At 65.8% G+C, this 19,958-nt stretch carries 18 protein-coding genes and 2 pseudogenes; 9 read left to right on the top strand and 11 right to left on the bottom strand.

Annotated elements, in window-relative coordinates; genetic code table 11:
• Positions 1 to 127 precede the first annotated feature (127 nt).
• The gene (locus G5C50_RS30775) at positions 128 to 1,114 is read left to right on the top strand and encodes a DUF1559 family PulG-like putative transporter (RefSeq protein WP_165075584.1); all 987 of its coding nucleotides are present in this window, start codon (positions 128 to 130) and stop codon (positions 1,112 to 1,114) included.
• Between the two features lie 66 nt (positions 1,115 to 1,180).
• Here the strand turns inward: G5C50_RS30775 and G5C50_RS30770 are convergent, their stop codons facing one another.
• Positions 1,181 to 2,017: an ankyrin repeat domain-containing protein gene (locus G5C50_RS30770; RefSeq protein ID WP_165075582.1), complete on the bottom strand. Its 837-nt coding sequence runs from the start codon at positions 2,015 to 2,017 to the stop codon at positions 1,181 to 1,183.
• Positions 2,018 to 2,425: 408 nt separating this feature from the next.
• Here G5C50_RS30770 and G5C50_RS30765 point away from each other — a divergent pair, with 408 nt between their 5' ends.
• Both G5C50_RS30765 and G5C50_RS30760 read left to right on the top strand, forming a co-directional pair.
• A complete protein-coding gene (locus G5C50_RS30765; RefSeq protein WP_165075580.1) occupies positions 2,426 to 3,568 on the top strand; it encodes a DUF1559 family PulG-like putative transporter in 1,143 nt (380 codons plus the stop codon).
• 82 nt (positions 3,569 to 3,650) lie between these two features.
• Positions 3,651 to 4,124 carry a hypothetical protein gene (locus G5C50_RS30760; protein WP_165075578.1) on the top strand — a complete coding sequence of 158 codons (474 nt, stop codon included), beginning with the start codon at positions 3,651 to 3,653 and terminating at the stop codon, positions 4,122 to 4,124.
• Positions 4,125 to 4,174: 50 nt separating this feature from the next.
• Here the strand turns inward: G5C50_RS30760 and G5C50_RS30755 are convergent, their stop codons facing one another.
• Together G5C50_RS30755 and G5C50_RS30750 are read right to left on the bottom strand one after the other, a co-directional pair.
• Complete coding sequence (locus G5C50_RS30755) at positions 4,175 to 5,818, bottom strand: FAD-dependent oxidoreductase (RefSeq protein ID WP_165075576.1); 1,644 nt, start codon at positions 5,816 to 5,818, stop codon at positions 4,175 to 4,177.
• A 165-nt stretch (positions 5,819 to 5,983) separates the two neighbouring features.
• Positions 5,984 to 6,403, bottom strand: coding sequence for an ester cyclase (locus G5C50_RS30750; protein WP_165075574.1), 420 nt, complete (start codon positions 6,401 to 6,403; stop codon positions 5,984 to 5,986).
• A 382-nt stretch (positions 6,404 to 6,785) separates the two neighbouring features.
• On the opposite strand from G5C50_RS30750, the gene G5C50_RS30745 reads away from it, so the two are divergent.
• On the top strand, positions 6,786 to 8,153 hold the full coding sequence (locus G5C50_RS30745) for a CehA/McbA family metallohydrolase domain-containing protein (RefSeq protein WP_165075572.1): 1,368 nt from the start codon (positions 6,786 to 6,788) through the stop codon (positions 8,151 to 8,153).
• A gap of 123 nt (positions 8,154 to 8,276) precedes the next feature.
• The gene (locus tag G5C50_RS30740) at positions 8,277 to 8,645 is read left to right on the top strand and encodes a hypothetical protein (RefSeq protein ID WP_165075570.1); all 369 of its coding nucleotides are present in this window, start codon (positions 8,277 to 8,279) and stop codon (positions 8,643 to 8,645) included.
• A gap of 241 nt (positions 8,646 to 8,886) precedes the next feature.
• On the opposite strand, the pseudogene G5C50_RS30735 reads toward G5C50_RS30740, so the two are convergent.
• Positions 8,887 to 9,099, bottom strand: a pseudogene (locus G5C50_RS30735) (IS5/IS1182 family transposase); the annotation flags it as partial.
• A 369-nt stretch (positions 9,100 to 9,468) separates the two neighbouring features.
• Between G5C50_RS30735 and G5C50_RS30730 the strand changes: the two are divergent.
• On the top strand, positions 9,469 to 10,314 hold the full coding sequence (locus G5C50_RS30730) for a hypothetical protein (RefSeq protein ID WP_165075566.1): 846 nt from the start codon (positions 9,469 to 9,471) through the stop codon (positions 10,312 to 10,314).
• 577 nt (positions 10,315 to 10,891) lie between these two features.
• On the opposite strand, the gene G5C50_RS30725 is transcribed toward G5C50_RS30730, so the two are convergent.
• From G5C50_RS30725 to G5C50_RS30700, 6 genes are all read right to left on the bottom strand, one after another.
• On the bottom strand, positions 10,892 to 11,230 hold the full coding sequence (locus G5C50_RS30725; protein ID WP_165075563.1) for a hypothetical protein: 339 nt from the start codon (positions 11,228 to 11,230) through the stop codon (positions 10,892 to 10,894).
• Positions 11,231 to 11,334: 104 nt separating this feature from the next.
• Positions 11,335 to 11,721: a hypothetical protein gene (locus tag G5C50_RS30720; RefSeq protein ID WP_165075561.1), complete on the bottom strand. Its 387-nt coding sequence runs from the start codon at positions 11,719 to 11,721 to the stop codon at positions 11,335 to 11,337.
• On the bottom strand, positions 11,718 to 13,517 hold the full coding sequence (locus tag G5C50_RS30715; protein WP_165075559.1) for a DUF885 domain-containing protein: 1,800 nt from the start codon (positions 13,515 to 13,517) through the stop codon (positions 11,718 to 11,720). Before G5C50_RS30715 ends, G5C50_RS30720 begins: the two co-directional genes overlap by 4 nt.
• 207 nt (positions 13,518 to 13,724) lie before the next feature.
• On the bottom strand, positions 13,725 to 14,822 hold the full coding sequence (locus G5C50_RS30710) for an alpha/beta hydrolase family protein (protein WP_165075556.1): 1,098 nt from the start codon (positions 14,820 to 14,822) through the stop codon (positions 13,725 to 13,727).
• A gap of 57 nt (positions 14,823 to 14,879) precedes the next feature.
• Positions 14,880 to 15,845 (bottom strand): SPFH domain-containing protein, encoded by a 966-nt coding sequence (locus tag G5C50_RS30705; RefSeq protein ID WP_165075554.1) that lies wholly within the window; start codon positions 15,843 to 15,845, stop codon positions 14,880 to 14,882.
• The gene (locus G5C50_RS30700) at positions 15,823 to 16,227 is read right to left on the bottom strand and encodes a GntR family transcriptional regulator (protein WP_206107929.1); all 405 of its coding nucleotides are present in this window, start codon (positions 16,225 to 16,227) and stop codon (positions 15,823 to 15,825) included. The genes G5C50_RS30705 and G5C50_RS30700 overlap by 23 nt, the downstream gene beginning before the upstream one ends.
• Positions 16,228 to 16,461: 234 nt before the next feature.
• Between G5C50_RS30700 and G5C50_RS30695 the strand changes: the two genes are divergently transcribed.
• Positions 16,462 to 18,414: a redoxin family protein gene (locus G5C50_RS30695; protein WP_165075550.1), complete on the top strand. Its 1,953-nt coding sequence runs from the start codon at positions 16,462 to 16,464 to the stop codon at positions 18,412 to 18,414.
• Positions 18,415 to 18,668: 254 nt separating this feature from the next.
• Here the strand turns inward: G5C50_RS30695 and G5C50_RS30690 are convergent, their stop codons facing one another.
• On the bottom strand, positions 18,669 to 18,998 hold the full coding sequence (locus tag G5C50_RS30690; RefSeq protein WP_165075548.1) for a hypothetical protein: 330 nt from the start codon (positions 18,996 to 18,998) through the stop codon (positions 18,669 to 18,671).
• Between the two features lie 17 nt (positions 18,999 to 19,015).
• Here G5C50_RS30690 and G5C50_RS30685 point away from each other — a divergent pair, with 17 nt between their 5' ends.
• Both G5C50_RS30685 and G5C50_RS30680 read left to right on the top strand, forming a co-directional pair.
• On the top strand, positions 19,016 to 19,366 hold the full coding sequence (locus G5C50_RS30685) for a helix-turn-helix domain-containing protein (protein WP_165075546.1): 351 nt from the start codon (positions 19,016 to 19,018) through the stop codon (positions 19,364 to 19,366).
• Between the two features lie 238 nt (positions 19,367 to 19,604).
• A pseudogene (locus G5C50_RS30680) lies at positions 19,605 to 19,958 on the top strand (hypothetical protein); the annotation flags it as partial.

The raw sequence follows: 19,958 nt of genomic DNA, 5'->3' as shown, positions 1-19,958 counted from the left end.
CGGAAAGTCCGGGCGTCGAGCCGCCCAGCAGGCCTCGCGCCTTGTTGGGCTGAAGGCTCTGGAGCCTACCCACGTCAGGGGTCGGATGCGCCCAGGCGCCCCTCTCTATCCAGGATCGGAGGTCCTCATGCAATCGCGAAATCGACTCGGTTTCACGCTGATCGAATTGCTGGTGGTTATCGCCATCATCGCGGTGTTGATCGCGCTCCTGCTCCCGGCGGTCCAGGCGGCGCGGGAGGCGGCGCGGCGGGCCCAGTGCGTCAACAACCTGAAGCAACTCGGCCTGGCCACCATGAATTATGAGAGCGCGAATGGCTGCATTCCGCCGACGGCCAACAACATCGTCAACGGTCAGGGCAACGACTTCTCCTTCAAGATCCGTCTCCTCCCCTTCGTCGAGCAGGCGCAGATCTACAACGCGTTGAATCAGTCCTACACGGCGCAGTCGGCCCCGAATACGACGATCCACAACACCCAGGTGAGTGCGTTCCGGTGCCCGTCGGATCCCAACGACCCCGGCTCGCCGACCGGGGACACGAACTACCCCAACTGCCTGGGCGTCACCCGGACGACCCCCGGGAGCAGCACGACCGGCCCGCTCGACGGCCCCGCTTACAAGATGAATCAGGCCCCGGAGAACATGCCGGTGACGCTCGCCTCGATCACCGATGGGACCTCCAACACCGTAGTGTTCAGCGAGTGGGTCAAGGGCCGGAACGCCGGAACGACCCGAAACGGGACCGACCAGGTCTATTACATCGGCTTCGCCGAGCTTCCCGGGAAGACGCCGCTCCAGTATCAGCAGGCCTGCCAGGCGAGCACCAAGATCGCCTACTCCCAGAAGGGGATCGACTGGCTGCTCATGAGCTGCGGCAAGGGGGGCTCTTATTCCCACATCATGCCCCCCAACCAGAACGCCTGCTGGTGGGGAACGGGCGACACCAACAACACCGACAACACGGTCGTCGGCGCCAGCTCCTATCACTCCGGGGGCGTGAACGCCGGCTTCCTGGACGGCTCGGTGAAGTTCATCAAGAACAGCGTCAGCAGCCCGACCTGGTGGGCGATCGCGACCAAGTCCGGCGGCGAGATCGTCAGCTCAGACAGCCTTTGAGCGCGCGGCCAGGCGTTGAACCGTCCACCGGGCTGCGGGGCCTGACCTCGCGCCCGGACGGACGGTTCATTCGGTGTTCAGCCGGACGTGCCGAAGATGGTCGGCGAGTTCGGCGTGTCCGAAGTGGTCGGCCCAATCTTCCGCCAGGGCGTGGATCTTGGTGTCTCGCACGCCGGGATCGGCCCCGCGCTTCAGCAGGATGTCGACCATCTCTCGACGGCCCTGATGGGCGGCGTAGTGGAGAGCCGTTCCCGCGTAGTCGAAGCCTGCCGGGATGAGGTTGACCTCAGCCCCCTGATCCAGCAAGAACTTCGCCACGTCCACACGCCCCCACGACGCCGCATAGTTGAGGGCGTTCCCCAGGATGTGTCGGCGATCCCGTCGCGAATCCGGCGGGATCGGCATCCGGTCGAACGGCCAGGCGATCTCGCCGCAGGCCGTCGTCAACTCGCCCTGCTCATCGAAGTAGCCGGCCACCTTTTCCAGGTCTCCGACTCCGGCCGCCTTGCGGAGGTTGTCGGCCGCCGCCCCTCGCTGAAGCAAAAGCGAGAGAGTCGCCTCCTGCCCGAAGTACAAGGCCTCCTCCAGGGGGGACCAGCGGCCGTTCCCCTCGATGCGGGCTCCCCGGTCGAGCAGCTTCGCCACAGCCCGCTCGTTGTTGCATCCGCAGGCCGCGATCAGCGGGTCGGTCAGCTCTGCGCCATGATCGGCCAGGAGGTCGATCATGGCCTCCAGACGATCGACGGGCGGCATCGAGAGGACAAGGCACTGCAGAAGCGTCGGATGGTCGTTCGCGGAGGAGATCGCCGCCGCCAACCCGGGATCCGCCGCGAGCAACGAGGCCAAATCCGCGGCGTCGCCCGCAGCGAGGGCAGCCTGCGCTGGATGGAATCTTTTATCCATTTGCCCACCTTAAAGAAGTGCGACCTCGCCTCAAATGCGAAGTGACGCCGGTCAAGTTTTCCCGCCTGAGCCGCAAACCTGTTCCAACAGCGAGATTCACGTGCGTGAGATCCGAAAATGAACCGCCGCCTTGGAAATCAACAAGAAAACGGGTAAGATACTCATGGTTTAATGCACCTATCGTACCGGCGTTCTCCTCTCTCATCCGCCGGACGAATCGCCGTCGATCTTCGCCTCGGCTCCGCATCTTCTTCACGATTCCGGATTAATCTGATACTGGCGGCGAGTCCTTACTCCGCGGCCAGTGCCGACCCGCGATCGAACGATCGGCGCTCAGAGCGGCCCCTGTCCTTGCCATTGACGCGCCGCAATTCCTCCCAGCCCGCAATTCATTACGAGTTTTCAATCATGTACGGAAGACGTCCGGTCCGCGCTCGGTACGCGTTTACGCTGATCGAGCTGCTGGTGGTGATTGCGATCATCGCCGTTCTCATCGCTCTTTTGCTCCCAGCCGTCCAGTCGGCCCGCGAGGCCGCCCGCCGGATCCAGTGTACGAACAACATGAAGCAGATCGGCCTGGGTCTCCACAACTACCTGAGCACTCACAACGTCTTCCCGCCGGGCCGTATGACGCCCGACCTCCTCTCGGGGACCACGGTTTCCACCAGCTATTCGAGCTATCCCACGCTGACGGCCGGGTGGACGGGCTACTTCTCGGTCCACTGCCACATCCTGAACTACATGGAGCAAACCGCGGCGTACAACGCGATGAACTTCATGGGGCCGAACCAGGCCCGGCTGACGACCGGCGGCCGCGCGGTGATCGCCTCGCCGAACTACACCTCGTTCGCCATCGCTCAGAGCACGTTCCTCTGCCCCTCCGACCCGAACTCCTCGGCGGGCGGGGTCAGCGAGAACAACTACCGGTACAACTTCGGCGGATCGCTCCCCGTCGCCGGTGCGGACTCGAACACAACGCAGACGACGATCACCGCGGCATCGGGCGGCAACGGAGCGTTCACCATCGGCCCCGGCATCAGCGTGGCCCAGTTCACCGACGGCATGAGCAACACGGCGGCCTTCGCCGAGCGGACCAAGGGGAGCGGCTTCACCGTCGCCACCCAGCTCCCGACGGCCTCCGACACGGTGACCCGCGTGGCCCGGGCCTCGGGCGTCCCCGACCGCGATGACATCTTCGGGGACTGCCTCAACGCGCGCCGGATCGACTCCTTCAACTTCAACGCCCAGGGACGCTGGCTGCCGGGCTCGGACTTCTCCAACGGCTGGCCGTTCGCCTGGTACGCCTCGACGATGTACAACCACGTCGCCCCTCCCAACTGGCAGGGGATGGACTGCGGCCAGTTCAGCTCCACCATGGACACCCCCGGCGAGCACGGCATCATCTCGGCCCGGAGCGCCCACCCCGGCGGCGCGAACATCCTGCTGGGCGACGGCTCGTGCAAGTTCATCAAGAACTCGGTCGCCGTCGAAACCTGGCGGGCGATCGGCACCCGCGCCGGCGGCGAGGTCGTCAGCTCCGACGCCTATTGATCGCCGCGAAGATCCCGACCTTCCGCGTCCCCCGGCGGTTCCACGCCGCCGAGGGGACTTCGCGCCCCCACGGAGCGACGCTATGCGAAACTCATTCAGCCCGCCACGGATCGTCTGGCTCGCCGCCCTCTTGCTCGCCGCCGGCTGCAGCGAAACCGGCCCACCGCCGGCCGGTTACGTCGCCGACAGTCTCGGCCCGCACGACGGCCTGCTCGTCCCTCTGCCGAAGGACAAGGGGTTCGGCGAGATCCTTTCCAGGCCGCTCCCCAAGGCGACCGCCAAGGCCGACGCCACGATGGTCGTCTACTTCCTCGGCCCCGACAAGGCGACCCCCCTGTCGCCGCCTCCTTCCGACGCATCGCTCCGGCTCAAACTGCCGGGCCAGGATGCGCCGGCCGACGTCCCTCTCAAACTCCAGGCCGACGCCAAGGACCCCTCCGGTGCCGCCCTGTTCGCCTCCACCCCCGGCCTCTACGCCATGGATCAGCTCTTCGGCGATCTGACCGTCACCGTCGACGGCGAATCGGCCACGATCCCCTTCGAGAAGCATCGATGAGGCCCGACGAGGCAGGAAGCCGATCCTGAGCCCGGAGCCCTCCCGTTCGATCAGAGTTCGGCGAGGACGACGTGGGCGCAGGCGACCGAAAGCGCCCCGTCGCCCACAGCGAAGGCGACGCGTTTCGTCGTGTTGCTCCGGACGTCTCCCGCGGCGAAGACGCCGGGGCACGTGGTCTCGACCGTGCAGGGCTCGCGGTGCTCCAGCGGCCACCGGCCCGAGTGCGCCGCGTCGGCCCCGGTGAGGATGAACCCCTTCGAGTCGACGGCGATACTCGGCGGGAGCCAGTCCGTCCTCGGCTGCGCGCCGATGAAGACGAAGACCGCCGAGCAATCGATCTTTCGCCCTTCGCCGCCGCGAGTGCTGCGAACCTGGAGGCCTTCGAGCCGGCCGTTCCCCTCGACCGCCTGGACCTCGGCGTGGTAGATCACCTCGATCTTCTCGTGCCGCTCGATCCGCCGGGCGAGGTAGTCCGACATGCTCTTGCGCATGTCGCCGCCGCGGAGCAGGAGGACGGCCCCGGCCGTGTGGTCGGCCAGGAACATCACCGCCTGGCCCGCCGAGTTCCCGCCGCCGATCACCACGGCGCGGCCGTCGCGGCACGTCCGGGCGTGGACCGAGGTGCACGAATAATAGATCCCCGCCCCATCCCACCGTTCGCAGCCCTCGACGGGAAGGCGCTGGTAGCTCGCCCCGGTGGCGATCAGGACCGTCCGGGCGCGGACGATCTGGCCGTCGTCGAGTTCGAGCCGGTGGATCTTGTCCTCCTGGGTCATGGATTTGACCTCGACCGGCGCGACCAGTTCGGCCCCGAACTTCAGGGCCTGCAGGTAGCCGCGATTGGCGAGGTCCGCCCCGCTCAGCCCGGCGGGAAAGCCCATGTAGTTCTCGATCCGCGAGCTGGTCCCCGCCTGTCCGCCCGGCCCGAATCGGTCGAGGACCAGGGTCGACAACCCCTCGGTGGCCCCGTAGACGGCCGCCGCCAGCCCGGCCGGACCCGCGCCGACGATCACGAAGTCGAACGGCTCGGTCCGGATCGGCCGCTTCAGGCCGATGCACTCGGCGATTCGCGCGACCGTCGGCTTCGGCGACCGCGAACCCTTGTTGCACGCCACGAACGGGAGCTGGTCCGGGGCGATGTCCATCGCCTCCATCGACGCGCGTCCCTCGGGGGTGTCCACGTCAATCCAGGTGTGCGGCACCTTGTTCTTGTCGAAGAACTCGCGGATGAGCGTCAGCTCCGGGCAGCCGAGATGCCCGAAGACCCGGACTCCGACGAAGCCGGACCGCTCCAGCATGATCCGCCGGGCCTGGAACGCCTCCAGCAGCTTGTCGCTGAGGTCCGGCACCTCCTGGATGACCTGCCGCAGGTTCTCCTGCGACACCCGATAGGCCCGGGTCTCCCCGCGTGCATACGCCGAGATGACCACCGGCCGGTCGGTCAGCAGCGAGACGTCCCCGGCGAACTCGCCCGGCCCGTGGACGACGATCGTCGTCGGCTCGTCCCGCGACTCATCCACGATCGCGATCGCGCCCGAAGCGACGACGTAGAGCGGCACGCCCCGCTGCCCGACCTGGAAGACGGCCTCGCCGTCCTGGAACGAGCAGGTCTCCGCCATCCGGGCCAGGTGCTCGACCTCCGCCTCGGACAGCTTCGGGAACGCGATCTGGTGCGAGTAATCCACCTCGGACATGGCCCAACCCTTCCCTTGCCTACCCGGCCGATTGCGTCGCGGCTCCCTTTGCCAATCGTCGCTCCGCAACGGCCCGGCCGTCAACCCTGCCTCCACAGGCCGACGCGAAGGGCGGGATCGTCGTATGGGATCGGCGGGTCAGGCTGCCGAAAGCCGACTTCAAGGTTAGGGCTGCCCGGCCGGAACCACTCCGAGTTGCGCCATCAGGCCGGGCACGTCCATCAGGAAGCGGGTCTCCTTGATCTTCCCGTCCACGAGCCGGTCGATGGTCATTCCCCAGACCGTCACCCGGCGGCCGGTCGGCGCGAGACCGAGGAAGTCCCCCTCATGCGTCCCCGTCCAGACGAACCGGCTGACCACGCGGTCGCCGTCGCTCAACTGCTCCTCCACGGACCAGTAAATGTCGGGGAATGCGGCGCGCACTTCGTTCAACGTCTTCTGAAAGCCCGACAGCCCATGCTCCTGCCCTGGCATCGGTGCGAGATGGACGAAGTCCTCACACACAAACCGACAGGCCCCGTCGCAGTCTCCCTGGTTCAGGATCTCATCGACGAACCGACGGACGATGGCGGCGTTGTCTGACATCGTTGAGCCTCCAATCCATAGAACACCCCCAACGACCACCTTAACGCGGCACCACCTCCTCGGCCACGCAATTGATTTATAAAGATCTGGAAATCACGGCAGCCTGTCTTGCCAGACAACCACCAGCCGCCGCGACGCCTGAACGTGACGCCCGACCGGTTCAACCCGGCTTGCTTCCCAACGGCCGGGGCGAGTTACTCTCCTGGACAGGCTGGTGACGCTTCAGCCAGGCCGCCCGCCTTGGGTCGCTTCCTCAGGGACACGATCAACGCTACGATCTGGGACGGCCTCGACTCGATCCGTGTCGGCGACGTCCTTTGCGCCGACCCGTAATGATCCGATCTCGACGGCCTCGGACCCGCGGACTCGGAGGGATCAGGCGATGCACGCGACGCAGCGTCTCTACTGGATCGCAACCGTAATTGCCATCGCGACGGTCACCTGTGGGGCTGCTCCGCCGGGCTTGAAGCGTTCGCCGGCCGAGCGGATGACGACCGAACGGCTCAAGGCCGCCGACGATGACGTCCGCGCCATTCGGGCGTCGAGGAAGCCGGTCGAGCCGTCGCCCGGCCTGATCGACTACCGGGCGATCTTCCACGCCCACGCCGAGGACTCGGCCCACACCGGGGGGACCCGCGCGGAGATGCTCGCCGAGGCGAAGCTCGCGGGGGTCGCCGCGATCTTCCTGAGCGACCATCACCGACCGCCCCGCGACTTCTTCCTCGACAGTTGGCGAGGACCTCGCGACGGGGTCCTCTTCGTCCCGGGCTCCGAGGCTCGGGGGTTCCTCCTCTGTCCCACGAGATCGGTCCTCGACAAGATGGAAGGCCCCCCTTCCGCCCTCCTGGAGGCCGTCCGGCTCGACGGCGGGCTCGCCTTCCTCTCGCACATCGAGGAGCGGCCCGACCACGACATGGCGGACCTCGACGGGATGGAGATCTACAACCGCCACGCCGACGCCAAGAAGGACCTCGCCGGCGTCGCGTCGCTGATCCTGCGGCTCACCGACCCCGCGGCGCTCAGAGTCTTCGAGGACGACCTACGCCAGTATCCCGACGAACTCCTCGGCGCCCAGGTCACCTACCCCGACGACTACCTGGCCAAGTGGGACCGCGAGACCCGCGCAAAGCGGCTCACCGGCGTCGCGGCGAACGACTGCCATCACAACCAGGTTCTGATCGTGAAGATGGTCGACACTGAGACCGTCCTGGTCGGCACCAACGTGGACCGCGACGACCAGATGCACCGGGTCTCGGCCAAGCTCCGCCCCGGGATCCGTGACATGACCCGAGGACGCGCGGCGGGCGACGTCCTGGCCCGGGTCGACCTCGACCCCTATCACCGATCGTTCGCGAACGTCAGCACCCACCTCCTCGCCCCCGAGGCAACCGAGCCGGCCCTCCGCGAAGCGCTCCGCCGGGGGCGCGCCTACGTCGCTCACGACTGGATGTGCGACCCGACCGGCTTCCGGTTCGATCTGATCGCCGAGGAGAAACCGATCGCCTTGATGGGTGACGAGGTCGCCTACAAGCCCGGGGACCGCATTGAAGTCCGGTCCCCCGTCCCCTGCAAGCTCCGTCTCATGGAAGGCGGCCGGATCGTCTCCGAGGCGACGGGGGATCGGCTGGAAGTCAGGATCGAAGCCCCCGGGGTCTATCGGGTTGAAGGCTGGCTAACCCTCGACGGCGAGGACCGGGGCTGGGTCTACACCAATCCGATCTACGTGCGGGCGGCCCTGGCACAGCCTTGAGAGGCGATTCGGAGGGGAAATGTCGCTCGCCCGACTCTCGGGCGGGGTCCATTTTCCCAAGATCTTTTCAGTAAGGACCAGCGATTTGCGATGCCGGTTGACCGGCCTGTTGGGGGAAGCGTGATGAGTAACGAACCTGCCGGGCTTCGGCCTTTGCTTGCACAACTATACGCGGCGAAGTGGGGCGATGAAGATCTCTCCGGCTTCACCAACCTCCAGGAGAGGTTTGTGTTCCACATGGCCGATGCGGCAGAGGAAATCCACCTGCTCAGCCATCTCCTCGATTCGGAGCTTGCGCCTGAGGTGGACCAAGCCGCTGTCGTCTTGACGCGGTTCTTCCTGCACGCTGTGCCCCATCTCGTAGCCGCCGGTCAGTTGTACGATTACATCCCGGAGATCTTTCCCGAGCAGAAGGGGGTTCACACGTTGCCTGGAAGTGACCCGTCTGGCAGGCAGCCTGGTTCGTTGGATTCCGGGGACGCCTCGGGTTGAGCCTGGAACCCCGGGAGAAAGTCGCCCGTCACGCCATCTCGAGAAAGAGTCTCAAACCTGCTGAGCGACATTTGCTCGATTTGTTGAGGGACGAGATCCCCACGGCAAGGATAGCCCGCCGACAGAGCGCCTCTTCGAATGAGCAGGTCGGCTGTTTTGGCAATTCTCATTGCATCTTCGACGGCCCTTACACGGGTCTCAAAGATCGCGTGAACCTCCGTCACACGGTCCTTCGAGTCTGTTAGGCACTCCATGCTGCGAGAACGGCGGCGGCGTTGTGAAGCATGGGCATGCTGAAGGCGACGCAATGCAGGACTTCCAAGGTCGTCGCCAGTCGCTCGTAGTCGCGGGCCAGGCCGCGGAACCTCGCCATCCGGCCGAACGAAGGCCCGACCACGCAGCGACGCGGCAGAAGCACGAAACCCTTCTTCGCCTGGGGCAGCTCGACCACTTCGGGCTTCTGGTTCCGCCGCACCCTGGACTGACATACGCATAACCAAATTTAGATTTGCCTCGCCTTCAAGCCGCGTACTTCAGCCGAATGAACCGTATTCGGTCCGTTGGGCGAGGTCTGAAGTTTCCCAGAGAGCTCGGGTGCTCGAAGTGCTCGACAATTGGTGGTTTGTCGTTGAAATGCAGACGCGGCGGGAGTGGAATACGGGTTGGTCCGGGGCTCGATGCAGTTGCGATCATCGGCCTCGACTGCATATCGGAAATTTCGGCTGAGAAGCGATACGAAGGCGCCGGCGCGAGTATCGTTCCCGCCCGCACGCCGTAACTGGTCTCCGGAGATTGCCACTGTCACGAAGAAAGGACGAGGATCATGATCCGCCAATTCGTTCCCAGGATGTTCTGGGTCGGCATTCTGGCCTTGGGTCTACTGCTGGTCTTAACGGCTGCGAGAAGCGCGAAGGGCGTCTCACACGCCCCCCCGCACTTACACGGCGTCTGGGACGGATTCTACGTGGCGGACGATGGCGCGAGAGGCAGCGTCGAGTCGGCGATTCGTGAACAAAACCCCCGTCGTTTCGCAGGCAACGGACTGCTCATCGACCTTCCGACCGGCAACCTGGCGTATGAGTTTCTCGGAACCGTGACGGACGACTTCATCCAGGGCACCGGTCGGTTCCGAGGCGGAAGCCTGGCATTCCACGGAGGCCTCACAACCTTCGCGGGCCAGGGCGGAGACGCTGGTGTGATGTCTCTGAACAATCAATTTCAATCCCGCGGCTGGCAGAGTCAGGTCAACACTCTTCTGCTTCACCCATTTCCGGGGATGGCTTCACCAAGCATCACTGGCGATGCCGTGGGAACCTTCCGCAACGTCACCGACCCGGATACAGGAAATCCGACCGACCCGAGTTTCGTCGGCATCGCCCGGGTGACGATCTCCTCGCGCAGCAGCCGCGGGACGTTCGCTGGTCACATGGAGCTCTCGCACGGTCCGAACGATCCCCCGTTCCTCTCGTGGCCGTTCCTCTCAACGACCAGCCTCGACCGCCAGACCATCTGGGTTTCCCAGGGCGCGACCGGCAATGGCGTCTACCATGGCGAAGTCCTCACCGGGCCCCATTCCACCAAGAGCACGGCGATCTGGGGCATTTTCCAGCTGAATTTCCTCGACGGGCGGACCGTGTTCAGCACGTACAACATCTCGTTCGCCCGCTAAACGCAGCCTGGTCGGTGGCGGTTCTTCGGTTGCCCTGGGGTCCGGCCGCCGTGGGGCCAGACTTGGTTTTTGGTTTCGGTCCGCGAAGTCAACCGTACCGCCAGGTTTGATGGTGAGGACGGATGACACCGACTTCCCTGGGATTAGGTCGACGCCCCCAGGACCTCTCAGAAGAGGAGGACCACAGAATTCTTCGGACCGTCGTAGAGCATGGTGACGCGGGCCAGCATATCTCGGCCGATAAGCATTCCAACGCCTGGAGTAGCCGGGGCGGATCCAACCAGGGTGAGTTCTTGCCAACCCGCGAGTCCGTCGTGTCCCTGAAAGCGGACTCGCGCGGCGTACGACGGAACCATAACGCTCCTGCCGGCGTGACGAACGAAGGAGACGTCCGACTGGATCAGTCCGGCCTGCTTCGCGAGGTCCGGAGCGATGGCAGACGCGGAGGCGCCGGTATCGACCAGCCCTGTGCAGGAGATCGCTCTGCCGATCCCTTTCCTCTCGTAGGCGTCGAGCGGCCTGATCCCCACCATGATCAATGGCCCCGCGGGATGCGCCGAGAGCACCGCATGGGCCATTAAGGTGTCACTCCGGCCATGTCGGCGACGGGCTGGAGCCTGAGGATCTGCTTGATCAGGACAGGAGCTTCGCCGAACAACTGGAAGGCGACTTCCGCCGCCTCTTCCCGCCTCTCGAAGATCCCATGGAGGGCGTCCCCCTTGATGAGGACGTAATGACCCTCCCTGGAGACGAGTTCATCCAGGTGCCTGGCGTAGGTCTCGATCTCCTGGGCGAGATCACCCTCGTAGGAGCCGGGGACGTAGTGAGTCCAATTGAAGACGGATTCGTCCTCGCCTCGACCGTTTCGGAGGCGCGGAGCTGTTCCCGTGGGTTGGACTTTTGGGCGTTTCGCCATACCGAAGCCTCCTCACTCAACCCGGGTTCTTTTGTCCATTATAACTTCGATCGGCAGCTTCCTCCAGTTGCGGGCCTCCCTGGGGTCGGACTTGGGTTTTGGTTTCAGTCCGCGAAGTCAACCGCGCCCCCAGGTTTGATGGTGAATCGAACCCGCTCACCGAAATCACCGTTCGTGACGTAACCGCAAGATTTCTCCTCGATCGGCGTTCCATCTGTGAAGGCTCCGACAAGGTGGAAATATCCGTCGGCCGAAACGCTGAATGAGGCGGTCGCCAGGCCGTTGTCAGGCAAGCTCTGGGAGATCAACCCATGGCGTGAGTTTCCGTCGACGACTTCGACGGTCAACAGAGAAACCGCCTGCCCAGAACGATTCTCGACGGTGAGGCGGTTCTCCATCGCTCGGAACAAGCCTATCGCCCCGGTCACGATTAAAAGGACCATGAGGGCCGCCAGACAGAGCAGCAAACGCCGGTTGAGTTCCCCATTCATGGAATCGACGCTCCAACGATCGGGACGGCCTCCCCGGCGAACTTCCACGAGGGCTTGTGGTCGCGGGTCAGGGATTGCCCGGTCAGGCGGGCGCGGACCATTTCGACGGTCATGGAGCCGCCCTGGAGGATGCGGTCGTGGAATTCGCGGTTGGTCATTTTGCCGGAGTCGACGAGTTCCCGGTGGAGGGCTCGGAACTGGAGGCCGCCGATCATGTAGGCGGCTTGATAGAGGGGTCCATAGCCGCCGGCGAGTGAGCGGCGGACCTCGCCTTCGGCGGCGGCTCGTTCGTGGCCGACCTCGTTGACGAGGTAGTCGATGGCCTGGTCGGCGGTCATCTTGCCCAGGTGGTACTTGAGCGAGAAGACCACGCGGGCGCAGCGGTGCGAACGCCAGAAGAGGAAGCCCAGGCGGTCGGCCGGGGTCTTGGGGAAGCCCAGGTCCCAGGCCAGCATCTCCCAGTACAACGACCAGCCCTCCATCCAGAACGGCGTGCCGAACGGCCGACGGTGGGCGTTGTGGCGGGCCATCGAGAACGACTGGAGGTGATGGCCGGGGATCAGCTCGTGGAGCGCGGCGTTCTTGGTGAAGTGGACGTTGTTGGAACGCATCGCCGACCGCTTGCCGTCCAGGTCCTGCTTCTCCCCCGCGTAGGCCATGCCGACGGTGTTCGCGCCGGGGCTGTAGAAGAAGTACGGGCTCGTCTTCTGGTTCTCCGGCGGCGTCGGGTCGAGCGTCCAGTTCTCGCGGGCGAGCTTCGGCACCGTGACCAGATCGTGCTGGTCGAGGAACGCCAGCGTCTCGGCCACCAGATCGCGGACCGCCCTGTCCTGCTCGCCGGGACGGACGACGTCCCCCTTGATCTTCTCCATCGCGGCCTTCCAGTCGTCGCCGCAACCCAGCTCGGAGGCGGCCCTCCTGCGCTCGGCCTTGCACCATTCGAACTCGCGCTCGGCGATCGCGATCAGCTCCTCGGGGGAATAGGCGATCATCTCGCCCCGGAGCAAGACGGCCAGCTCCTCGGAACCGATCGGCGAACCCAGCGGCGGCTGGCGGTCGTCGCCCGGCTTGGGCTCTGCGGAGAGGCCGGAGGCTTCGCGGAGGGCCTTCACCAGCTCGCCGAGCGCCTCATCGGCCTTGCGCTGGGGCTCGCGGCACCACCACGAGAAGAGCGGGTCGAAGCCCTCGTAATGGCGGAACCAACGCTCAAGCGCCTGGCGGTTCGCCGAGACCTGTTCCAGGGCTCGATAGGCTAGCTCCGGCTTCAGCTTGTCCTCCTTCTTCCTTTCAGCGATCGACTTCCGCAGCTCCTCCGCCTGCTTGCGGATCTCCGAAAGCTTCGCCGCCGCCCCCTCGGGATCGACCGGAGCCAGTTTGAACCGGGCCTCGTCGAGCGTCTCGATCGACTTCGCGAACGGCACGAACGAGGCGACCGACGCGTCGCGCTGAAGCGCGAACGGCTGCGTCTCGGCCGTCGAGCGGAGGTCGTTGGCCAGCAGCAGATAGTCGATCTTCCCTTCCGGGCTGAGGGCCTCGAAATCCACCTCCCGCAGCCGAGCCGCCCACGCCTGGGCGTAAGCCAACTCACGCCCTCGCGCCGAGGGCCACGAGTCGACCCGACGGGCCCCGTCCATCCCTCGAGCGTCGTTCGACCACCGCGAAACGACGGGAATCAGCTCGCTCCTGGGCGCGGCCAGCATCGGACCGAGCGGCTCGACGGCCACGTCGTCGGCAAGGGCTGCGGCTAGCAGACAGTTAAGGATGATCGATGCGAACGCGGCCGGCCGAGTTGGCATGGTGGGGCTCTAGGTGAGGTTCTTGAACGCGTCCCCCTTCTCCCCTTGTGGGAGAAGGTGCCCCGGAGGGGCGGATGAGGGGGGTCATAACCGTCGGCAGCCGTTGAGGTCCCCCTCATCCGGCCTTCGGCCACCTTCCCCCACCAGGGGGGAAGGGAGGTTAGTCCTATGGTCTCTCCGAATCTCAAACCGCTGGTTTATTACCCCTCAGGGCTTGAGCTTCGCGTCGAGGAATTCATAAGCCTTCATCCGAGTCTCACGCTCGAACGAGTGCTCGGCGTCGGGGTATTCGGCGATCAGGTCGTCCTCGGCGTGGTAAAGGCCGTAGATCGGCCGGGCGGCGCGGATGCAGACGCGGACGCCGTCGACGTCGAAGTTGGCGTCCCGCAGCGGCGAGCAGGTGAAGAACGGCCGGGGCGCCAGAGCCCCGATCAGCTCGGGGAAGTCGAAGGGGATCTTCTTGAGGTCCAGCTTGTAGACCTCGCGCAGCCGGGGCATGTAGCCCTTGTGCGACCAGCCGGCCACGTTCCCCTTGTAGTAGTACGGATAGGCGTTGAACCCGCACGAGGAGACGACCACCTTCAGCCGGGGCTCAAAGAGAGCCGTGAAGATGGAGTTGTGACCGCCCAGCGAATGGCCGATGACGCCGATGCGCTCGGGGTCGACCTCGGGGAGCGAGGCCAGCAGGTCGACGGCCCGCTTGTTGTTCCAGATCGCCTTCATGGAGGCGCTGGCGTAGCCCATCTTGTAGACGTCGCGCTTGTACTCGCCGAAGTTGGGATAGTCCGGCACGATCGCCACGTATCCCCGCCTGGCCAGTTCCTTCGCGTACCAGAGATCCGGCGTCTTTCCCAGGCCGATCGGCTCGTCCTTGCCGATGGGGACGGTCTGATGGAGACAGAGCATCGCCGGCCGCTTCTTCGCGGGGGCGTCCTTCGGAGCGGTCGGGATCAGCAGCCAGGCCGGGACGCGGTCGCCGGGCTCGGCCTGGAAGTCGATCTTCTTGCGGACGTAGCCTTCCTCGGCATTCTCCTCCGTGACCTTCCAGTCCAGCGGCGCGAGCCGTTCAGGACCAGGAAGCGGGCCCATGACCTCCTGGAGATGGGCCAAAATCTGCCCGCGGCGGATTTCCCAGTCGGCGATGGTCTCCACCGGCTTCTGGCCGCCGCCGGCGTCGCGGACGACCAGCAAATTGGCGTGGTCGTCGTAAGTCGGGACCTGCGCCGAGGCCGGGACGCGAGCCGTCCCGGCGAGAACAAGGGCGAAGAGTAAACAACGGGGCAACGGTCGTCGATTCGATAGCATCGTCGGCCTCGGGTGGCGTCGCGGCGACGGCCGCCGGCAGGTCGACGGCCCGGGCCATTATACGACGGCGCCGTTGGCCGACGAAGAGGCTCCATTCTCCGGGGTGCTCAGCGTCTGCTGCCGCATCGCCGCCGCGCCGAGCATCCCGCCCAGCCCCATCGACTCAACGGCCGTACTGGGGACGAGCATCAGAGCCCCCTTCTCCTTCAGCCCCTCGTAGAGGATGTTCATGGCCCGCAGATGGAGCGCCGTGGGATTGCCCTCGTACTCGCGGGCCGCCTGGTGGAACAGGTGCGCGATCTCCACCTCCGCCTGGCCGAGGATGATCCGGGCCTCCTTCTCGCGGGCCGCCTGGGCCTCGCGCGACATCGCGTCCTGCAGCGACTCCGGGATCACCACGTCGCGCATCTCAACCGAGTGGACCGTCACCCCCCAGGGGTTCGATCGCTCGTCGATCAACTTCTGGAGGTCGGCCTCAATTTGCTCGCGGCCCTTCAAGAGGACGGTCAGCGGCGTGCGGCCGATGATGTCGCGGAGCGCCGTCTGGGCGGCCCATGAGACGGCCTCCTTGTAGTCCTGAACCTCCAGCGCGGCCTTCTCCGGGTCGTACACCATCCAGAAGAGGACGGCGTCCACGTTCACCGGCACCGTGTCGGAGGTCAGCGTCTGCTCGGCGGCGAAGCTCGTGGTGATGGTCCGCTGATCGACCCACGTCGAGATCCGCTCGACGAACGGGACGACGAAGAACAGGCCCGGCCCGCGCAGGCCGACGTAACGACCCAGCCGCAGCACGACGGCCCGTTCCCACTGCTGGGCGATCCTCGGGGCCCCCGCCGCGACCAGGCCGAGGATCACCCCCACGACGACCGGCCAGCTCGAATGGACGAAGGACGACGCCAGGAAGCCCCCGGCGACGCAACTCGCCAGAACCAGCGCCCCGATGAAGTTCAGCCCGTTCATGTTCGGGGCTTCGATCCGGACCTCGACCTTCTTCGACGCATCATTCGTTCGGATGATCGCCATGACGATTCCCCTCGGTTGGGAGCCTCTCCTCCAAAGCCGCAATCGCCTCGCGGGCCGTGAACCCCAGCACCAGCGCATCGGCCAGATACCGCTCGCCCAGCGCGTCGAGGCGCTTCCGCAGCGCCCGCCGGACCTCGGGGTCGACGCCCGGAGACGCGACGAACGTCCCCACCCCGCGGCGAGTCCCCAGGATCCTGGCCCGCTCCAGTTCCGCGTACACCCGGGCCACCGTGTTGGCGTTCACCCGCAGGTCCACCGCAAGCTGGCGGACCGTCGGCAATCGATCCCCCTCCGCCAACGCCCCCGTCGCAATCGCCGCGCGGATCGCGCGGTCGAGCTGGGCGTACAGCGGCGTCGGATCGTTCGGGTCGAGCTGGAACACGGTCTTTTGCCCCATTGTCCTAGTTCAACAGTACAATTCGCACGAGGTTCGGCGATATTGGGTGGGATTCCGGGAAACTCGATCTGGACGAAAGCGGCGGGACGGGGTTCACTCTGGCGATCGCGACCGGAGGGACCGGCGCGCCCCGATCGAATCCGATGGTTCGGGCGGGGTGCTGTCGCAGGGAGGCGTCGCCGAGGGGGTCCTCGACGGCCGGGATTCAAGGAGGAGCCGATGCGGAGAATCGGATGGGCGGCGGCCTTGGCTGCGGGGCTGGGGGCGGGGGGTTCCTCGACTCGCGCCGCCGACTACAAGCCGCAGGACTTGCTGGGCATCAAGCCGACGCAGACGATCGGCGCCGAATACGAAACGCCCGCGACTCAGGCCGCGATCGACGCTTGCAAGGTCGAGACGGCCACCGAGCAGGGCCGGGTGGTCGGGTACATCCTGCGCGACGGTCAGGGGAAGCTCCTGCGTCGGTTCCTCATCACCAACGGCGGCAAGGCTCTCAACCAGTGGAGCTACTACCAGGACGGCTTCGAGGTTTATCGTGAAAGCGACCTCGACGGCGACCGCCGCCTGGACGAATGCCGGTGGTTGAACTCGGGCGGTTCCCGCGTGGCCGTCGTCAAGGACAACAAGATCGCCGGCTGGAAGCGGATCTCGGCCGAGGAGGCGACCAAGGTGGCCGTCCAGGCCCTGACGGTCGGCGACGCCTCGCTGCTGGAAACGCTGGTCGCCTCGCCCGAGGAACTGACGGCGGCGGGACTCCCCAAGGAGGTCGTCGCCAAGGTGGCCGAGGCTCCCGCCAAGCGGGACGAGAAGATCGCAGCCCTGGTCGCGGCGCTCAAGGCCGGCGGTGAGAAGACCGCCTGGAACCGCTTCGACGGCGCCATGCCGCACGCGATCCCGGCCGACCCTGCTTCGGGCCTGGCCAAGGACGTGGTCCTCTATGAAAACGCGATGATCTTCACCAGCGCTCCGACCCCGCCGGGCGGCCAGCCGGCGAAGCTCTCGATGCTCCAGGTGCCGGAGCTGATCCAGATCGGCGACGCCTGGAAGTTCGTCGAACTCCCCCGCGCCGTCGATCCGGAGAAGCCGGTCGTCGCCGCCGCCGTCGGCATCCGCGCCTCCCTCTACGAGACGACCGACGGCCCCGCCGGCGGCCCCCACGACGAGGCGATGGAAGCCGCGCTGAAGGCCCTGGCCGACTTCGACAAGGCTAACGTGCAGGCGCTCGAAGGAGACGACAAGCGTGAGAAGGCCGCCGCCCACCTCAAGCGGGTGCCGCTGCTGAAGAGCGTCGCCGCCGCGGCGAAGGATTCCGAGGAGAAGCTCAACTACGAAAAGCAGGGCGTCGACAGCATGGTGGCCGCCTACCAGACGGGCGTCTGGAGCAAGGGCCGCGACACCCTCGACGCCGTCGTCAAGGCGGGCGGTCCGCTCGGCTCGTACGCCGCGTATCGCCTGATCGGGGCCGACTTCGTCCTGCGGAACGAGGAGCCCAACGGCAACTTCGTCGCCAACCAGAAGAAGTGGATGGGCGAGCTTGAGGCGTTCCTCAAGCAGTTCCCCAAGGCCGACGAAGCCCCCGAAGCCCGGCTCCAGCTCGGCAACTCCAACGAGTTCAACGCCGAGGAGGACAAGGCCCGCGAGGACTACAAGACCCTCGTCGCCGACTTCCCGGACACCCTCGCCGGCAAGAAGGCCGCCGGGGCGCTGCGGCGGTTGGATCTGGAAGGCAAACCGCTGGCCATCAAGGGCGCCGCGGCCGACGGCTCGACGATCGACGCCGGCTCGCTCCAGGGCAAGCCGTACCTGGTCGTCTTCTGGGCCTCGTGGGGCGGCCAGTCCGTCCGCCGCGAGCTGCCCGACGTGATGAAGCTCGCCGAGAAGTATCGCGACAAGGGCTTCCAGGTCATCGGCGTCTGCCTGGACTCGAACAAGGCGGAGCTGGAGGCGTTCCAGAAGGAACTCGCCCTCCCCTGGCCCCAGATCTTCGAGCCCAACGGCATGGAAGGTCGGCTGGCCGTCGAGTACGGCATCATCTCGCTGCCGACCATGTTCCTGGTCGACGCCCAGGGCAAGGTCGTCAACCGCAACCTGCGCTCCGCCTCCGAGGTCGAGCGTCAGCTCGACCGCACCCTCGCCGCCAAGCCCGCCGCCGTCGCCGCCGGCATCAAGTGACCTGATCCAGGCCGAGACGTCTCAACCCTCAAGCCGGGGCTCCCGAATCCATCGGGGGTCCCGGCTTTCGTCGTTTTTGTGGGTGCGAAATAGCGCAAGGATCATCGCTGGAACTTGGCATCCGTATCACGCAGTGATACGATGCGCCTAGCACTAAAGGGATGTGCGTGCCGGGAGCGGCGATGCCGGACGACTACACCGAAGATCATCTCAAAGCCCTCCGCTCTCAACAGATCCCTGGAGAGCCCTCGCCGTCATTCGTCGAGGTCGAGCCGTTCGGAGCACTTTGGGCGAAGCTGGGCCTCAACGACGCCGATATGCACGTGCTTCAGGGCATGATCCTTGTAAACCCCATGGCCGGCGTCGTTGTTGCCGGAACGAGTGGCCTCCGCAAAATTCGCTTCACTCCCCCAGGATCTGGCCGAGGCAAGAGCGGGGCGTATCGGGTCTTCTACCTCGAGGCCGTTGAACACGGCGTGATTTTTCTCTTCGCGGTCTTCGCCAAGTCGGAGCAGGAAAACCTCTCCAAGGAACAACGCAACAAAGTCGGCCAGCGAGTCGCCCTCATCAAGGCGGCCCTGCAACGGAGGGATCGAAGAGGATGAAGCGCAATCCGAAGGGCTCGCCCGTCTGGGACGATGTGATCGCTGGCATGGACTCCCTTATCGAAGCCTTGAATACGGACGAACCACTGGAGAAGCGGTTCACCGTACGGACGGTGAAGCTCGACGTCGACCCTCATGCCTACAGCCCCGCCGATGTGAAGGCCGTGCGGACGAAGCTGGGGGCGAGCCAGCCGCTACTGGCCAAGTTCCTGGGTGTCAGTCTCCAGACGCTGCGGTCCTGGGAACAGGGCCAACGACCCGTCCCAACCATGGCCGCCCGTTACCTGGACGACCTTCAGGAATTCCCGGAACTCTGGACCCGGCGGATTCAGATCGTGAAAAAGTAATCCTCCGTCGCCCTCGGACTCGCTCCTCGCCGAACCGATCCCACCGCGGCTGAACGAGTCCGATCTCGATTACGACGCACCGCCGCCGAGAGGCCATGAAGCGCGACGCAGGGCCAAAGATCCCCTGCAGGCTCCGGCCCATCCGCAGAAATCCCCAGGTCGACCTCAGTGATTGCGCATTGGAGAACATAATCCACGTAGACTGCCCCCCTGCGCACCCACCGAGGAGACCCCCGCCATGCCCCCCACCGAGGCTCAAATCCGCGCCAATCGCGAGAACGCTCAGAAGTCGACCGGCCCGAGGAGTGAGGCCGGCAAGGCGAAGGCTCGGATGAACGCGTTGAAGCACGGGATGCGGTCGAAATCGCCCTTCGCGCTGCCCCAGGAGGATCCGGCGGAGTTGGAAGCTCGGCTCCGTGAGTGGGTCGAGGAGTGGCAGCCGGCGAACGTGATCGAGCAGACGCTCGTGGAGAGGGCGGCGAAGGCTTCGTGGGCGCTGGAGAGGGTGGAGCGGTTTGAGGCGGCCTTGATTGCGCGGCAGGTGCGGAGGGCGATGTTGCGGTCGCGGGCTCGGGTGCTGGCGAAGGTCGGG

Source organism: Paludisphaera rhizosphaerae, from assembly GCF_011065895.1.
Lineage (GTDB): Bacteria > Planctomycetota > Planctomycetia > Isosphaerales > Isosphaeraceae > Paludisphaera > Paludisphaera rhizosphaerae.
Note: the sequence above shows the minus strand (reverse complement) of the source record. Positions and strands in the feature narration are given on the sequence as shown.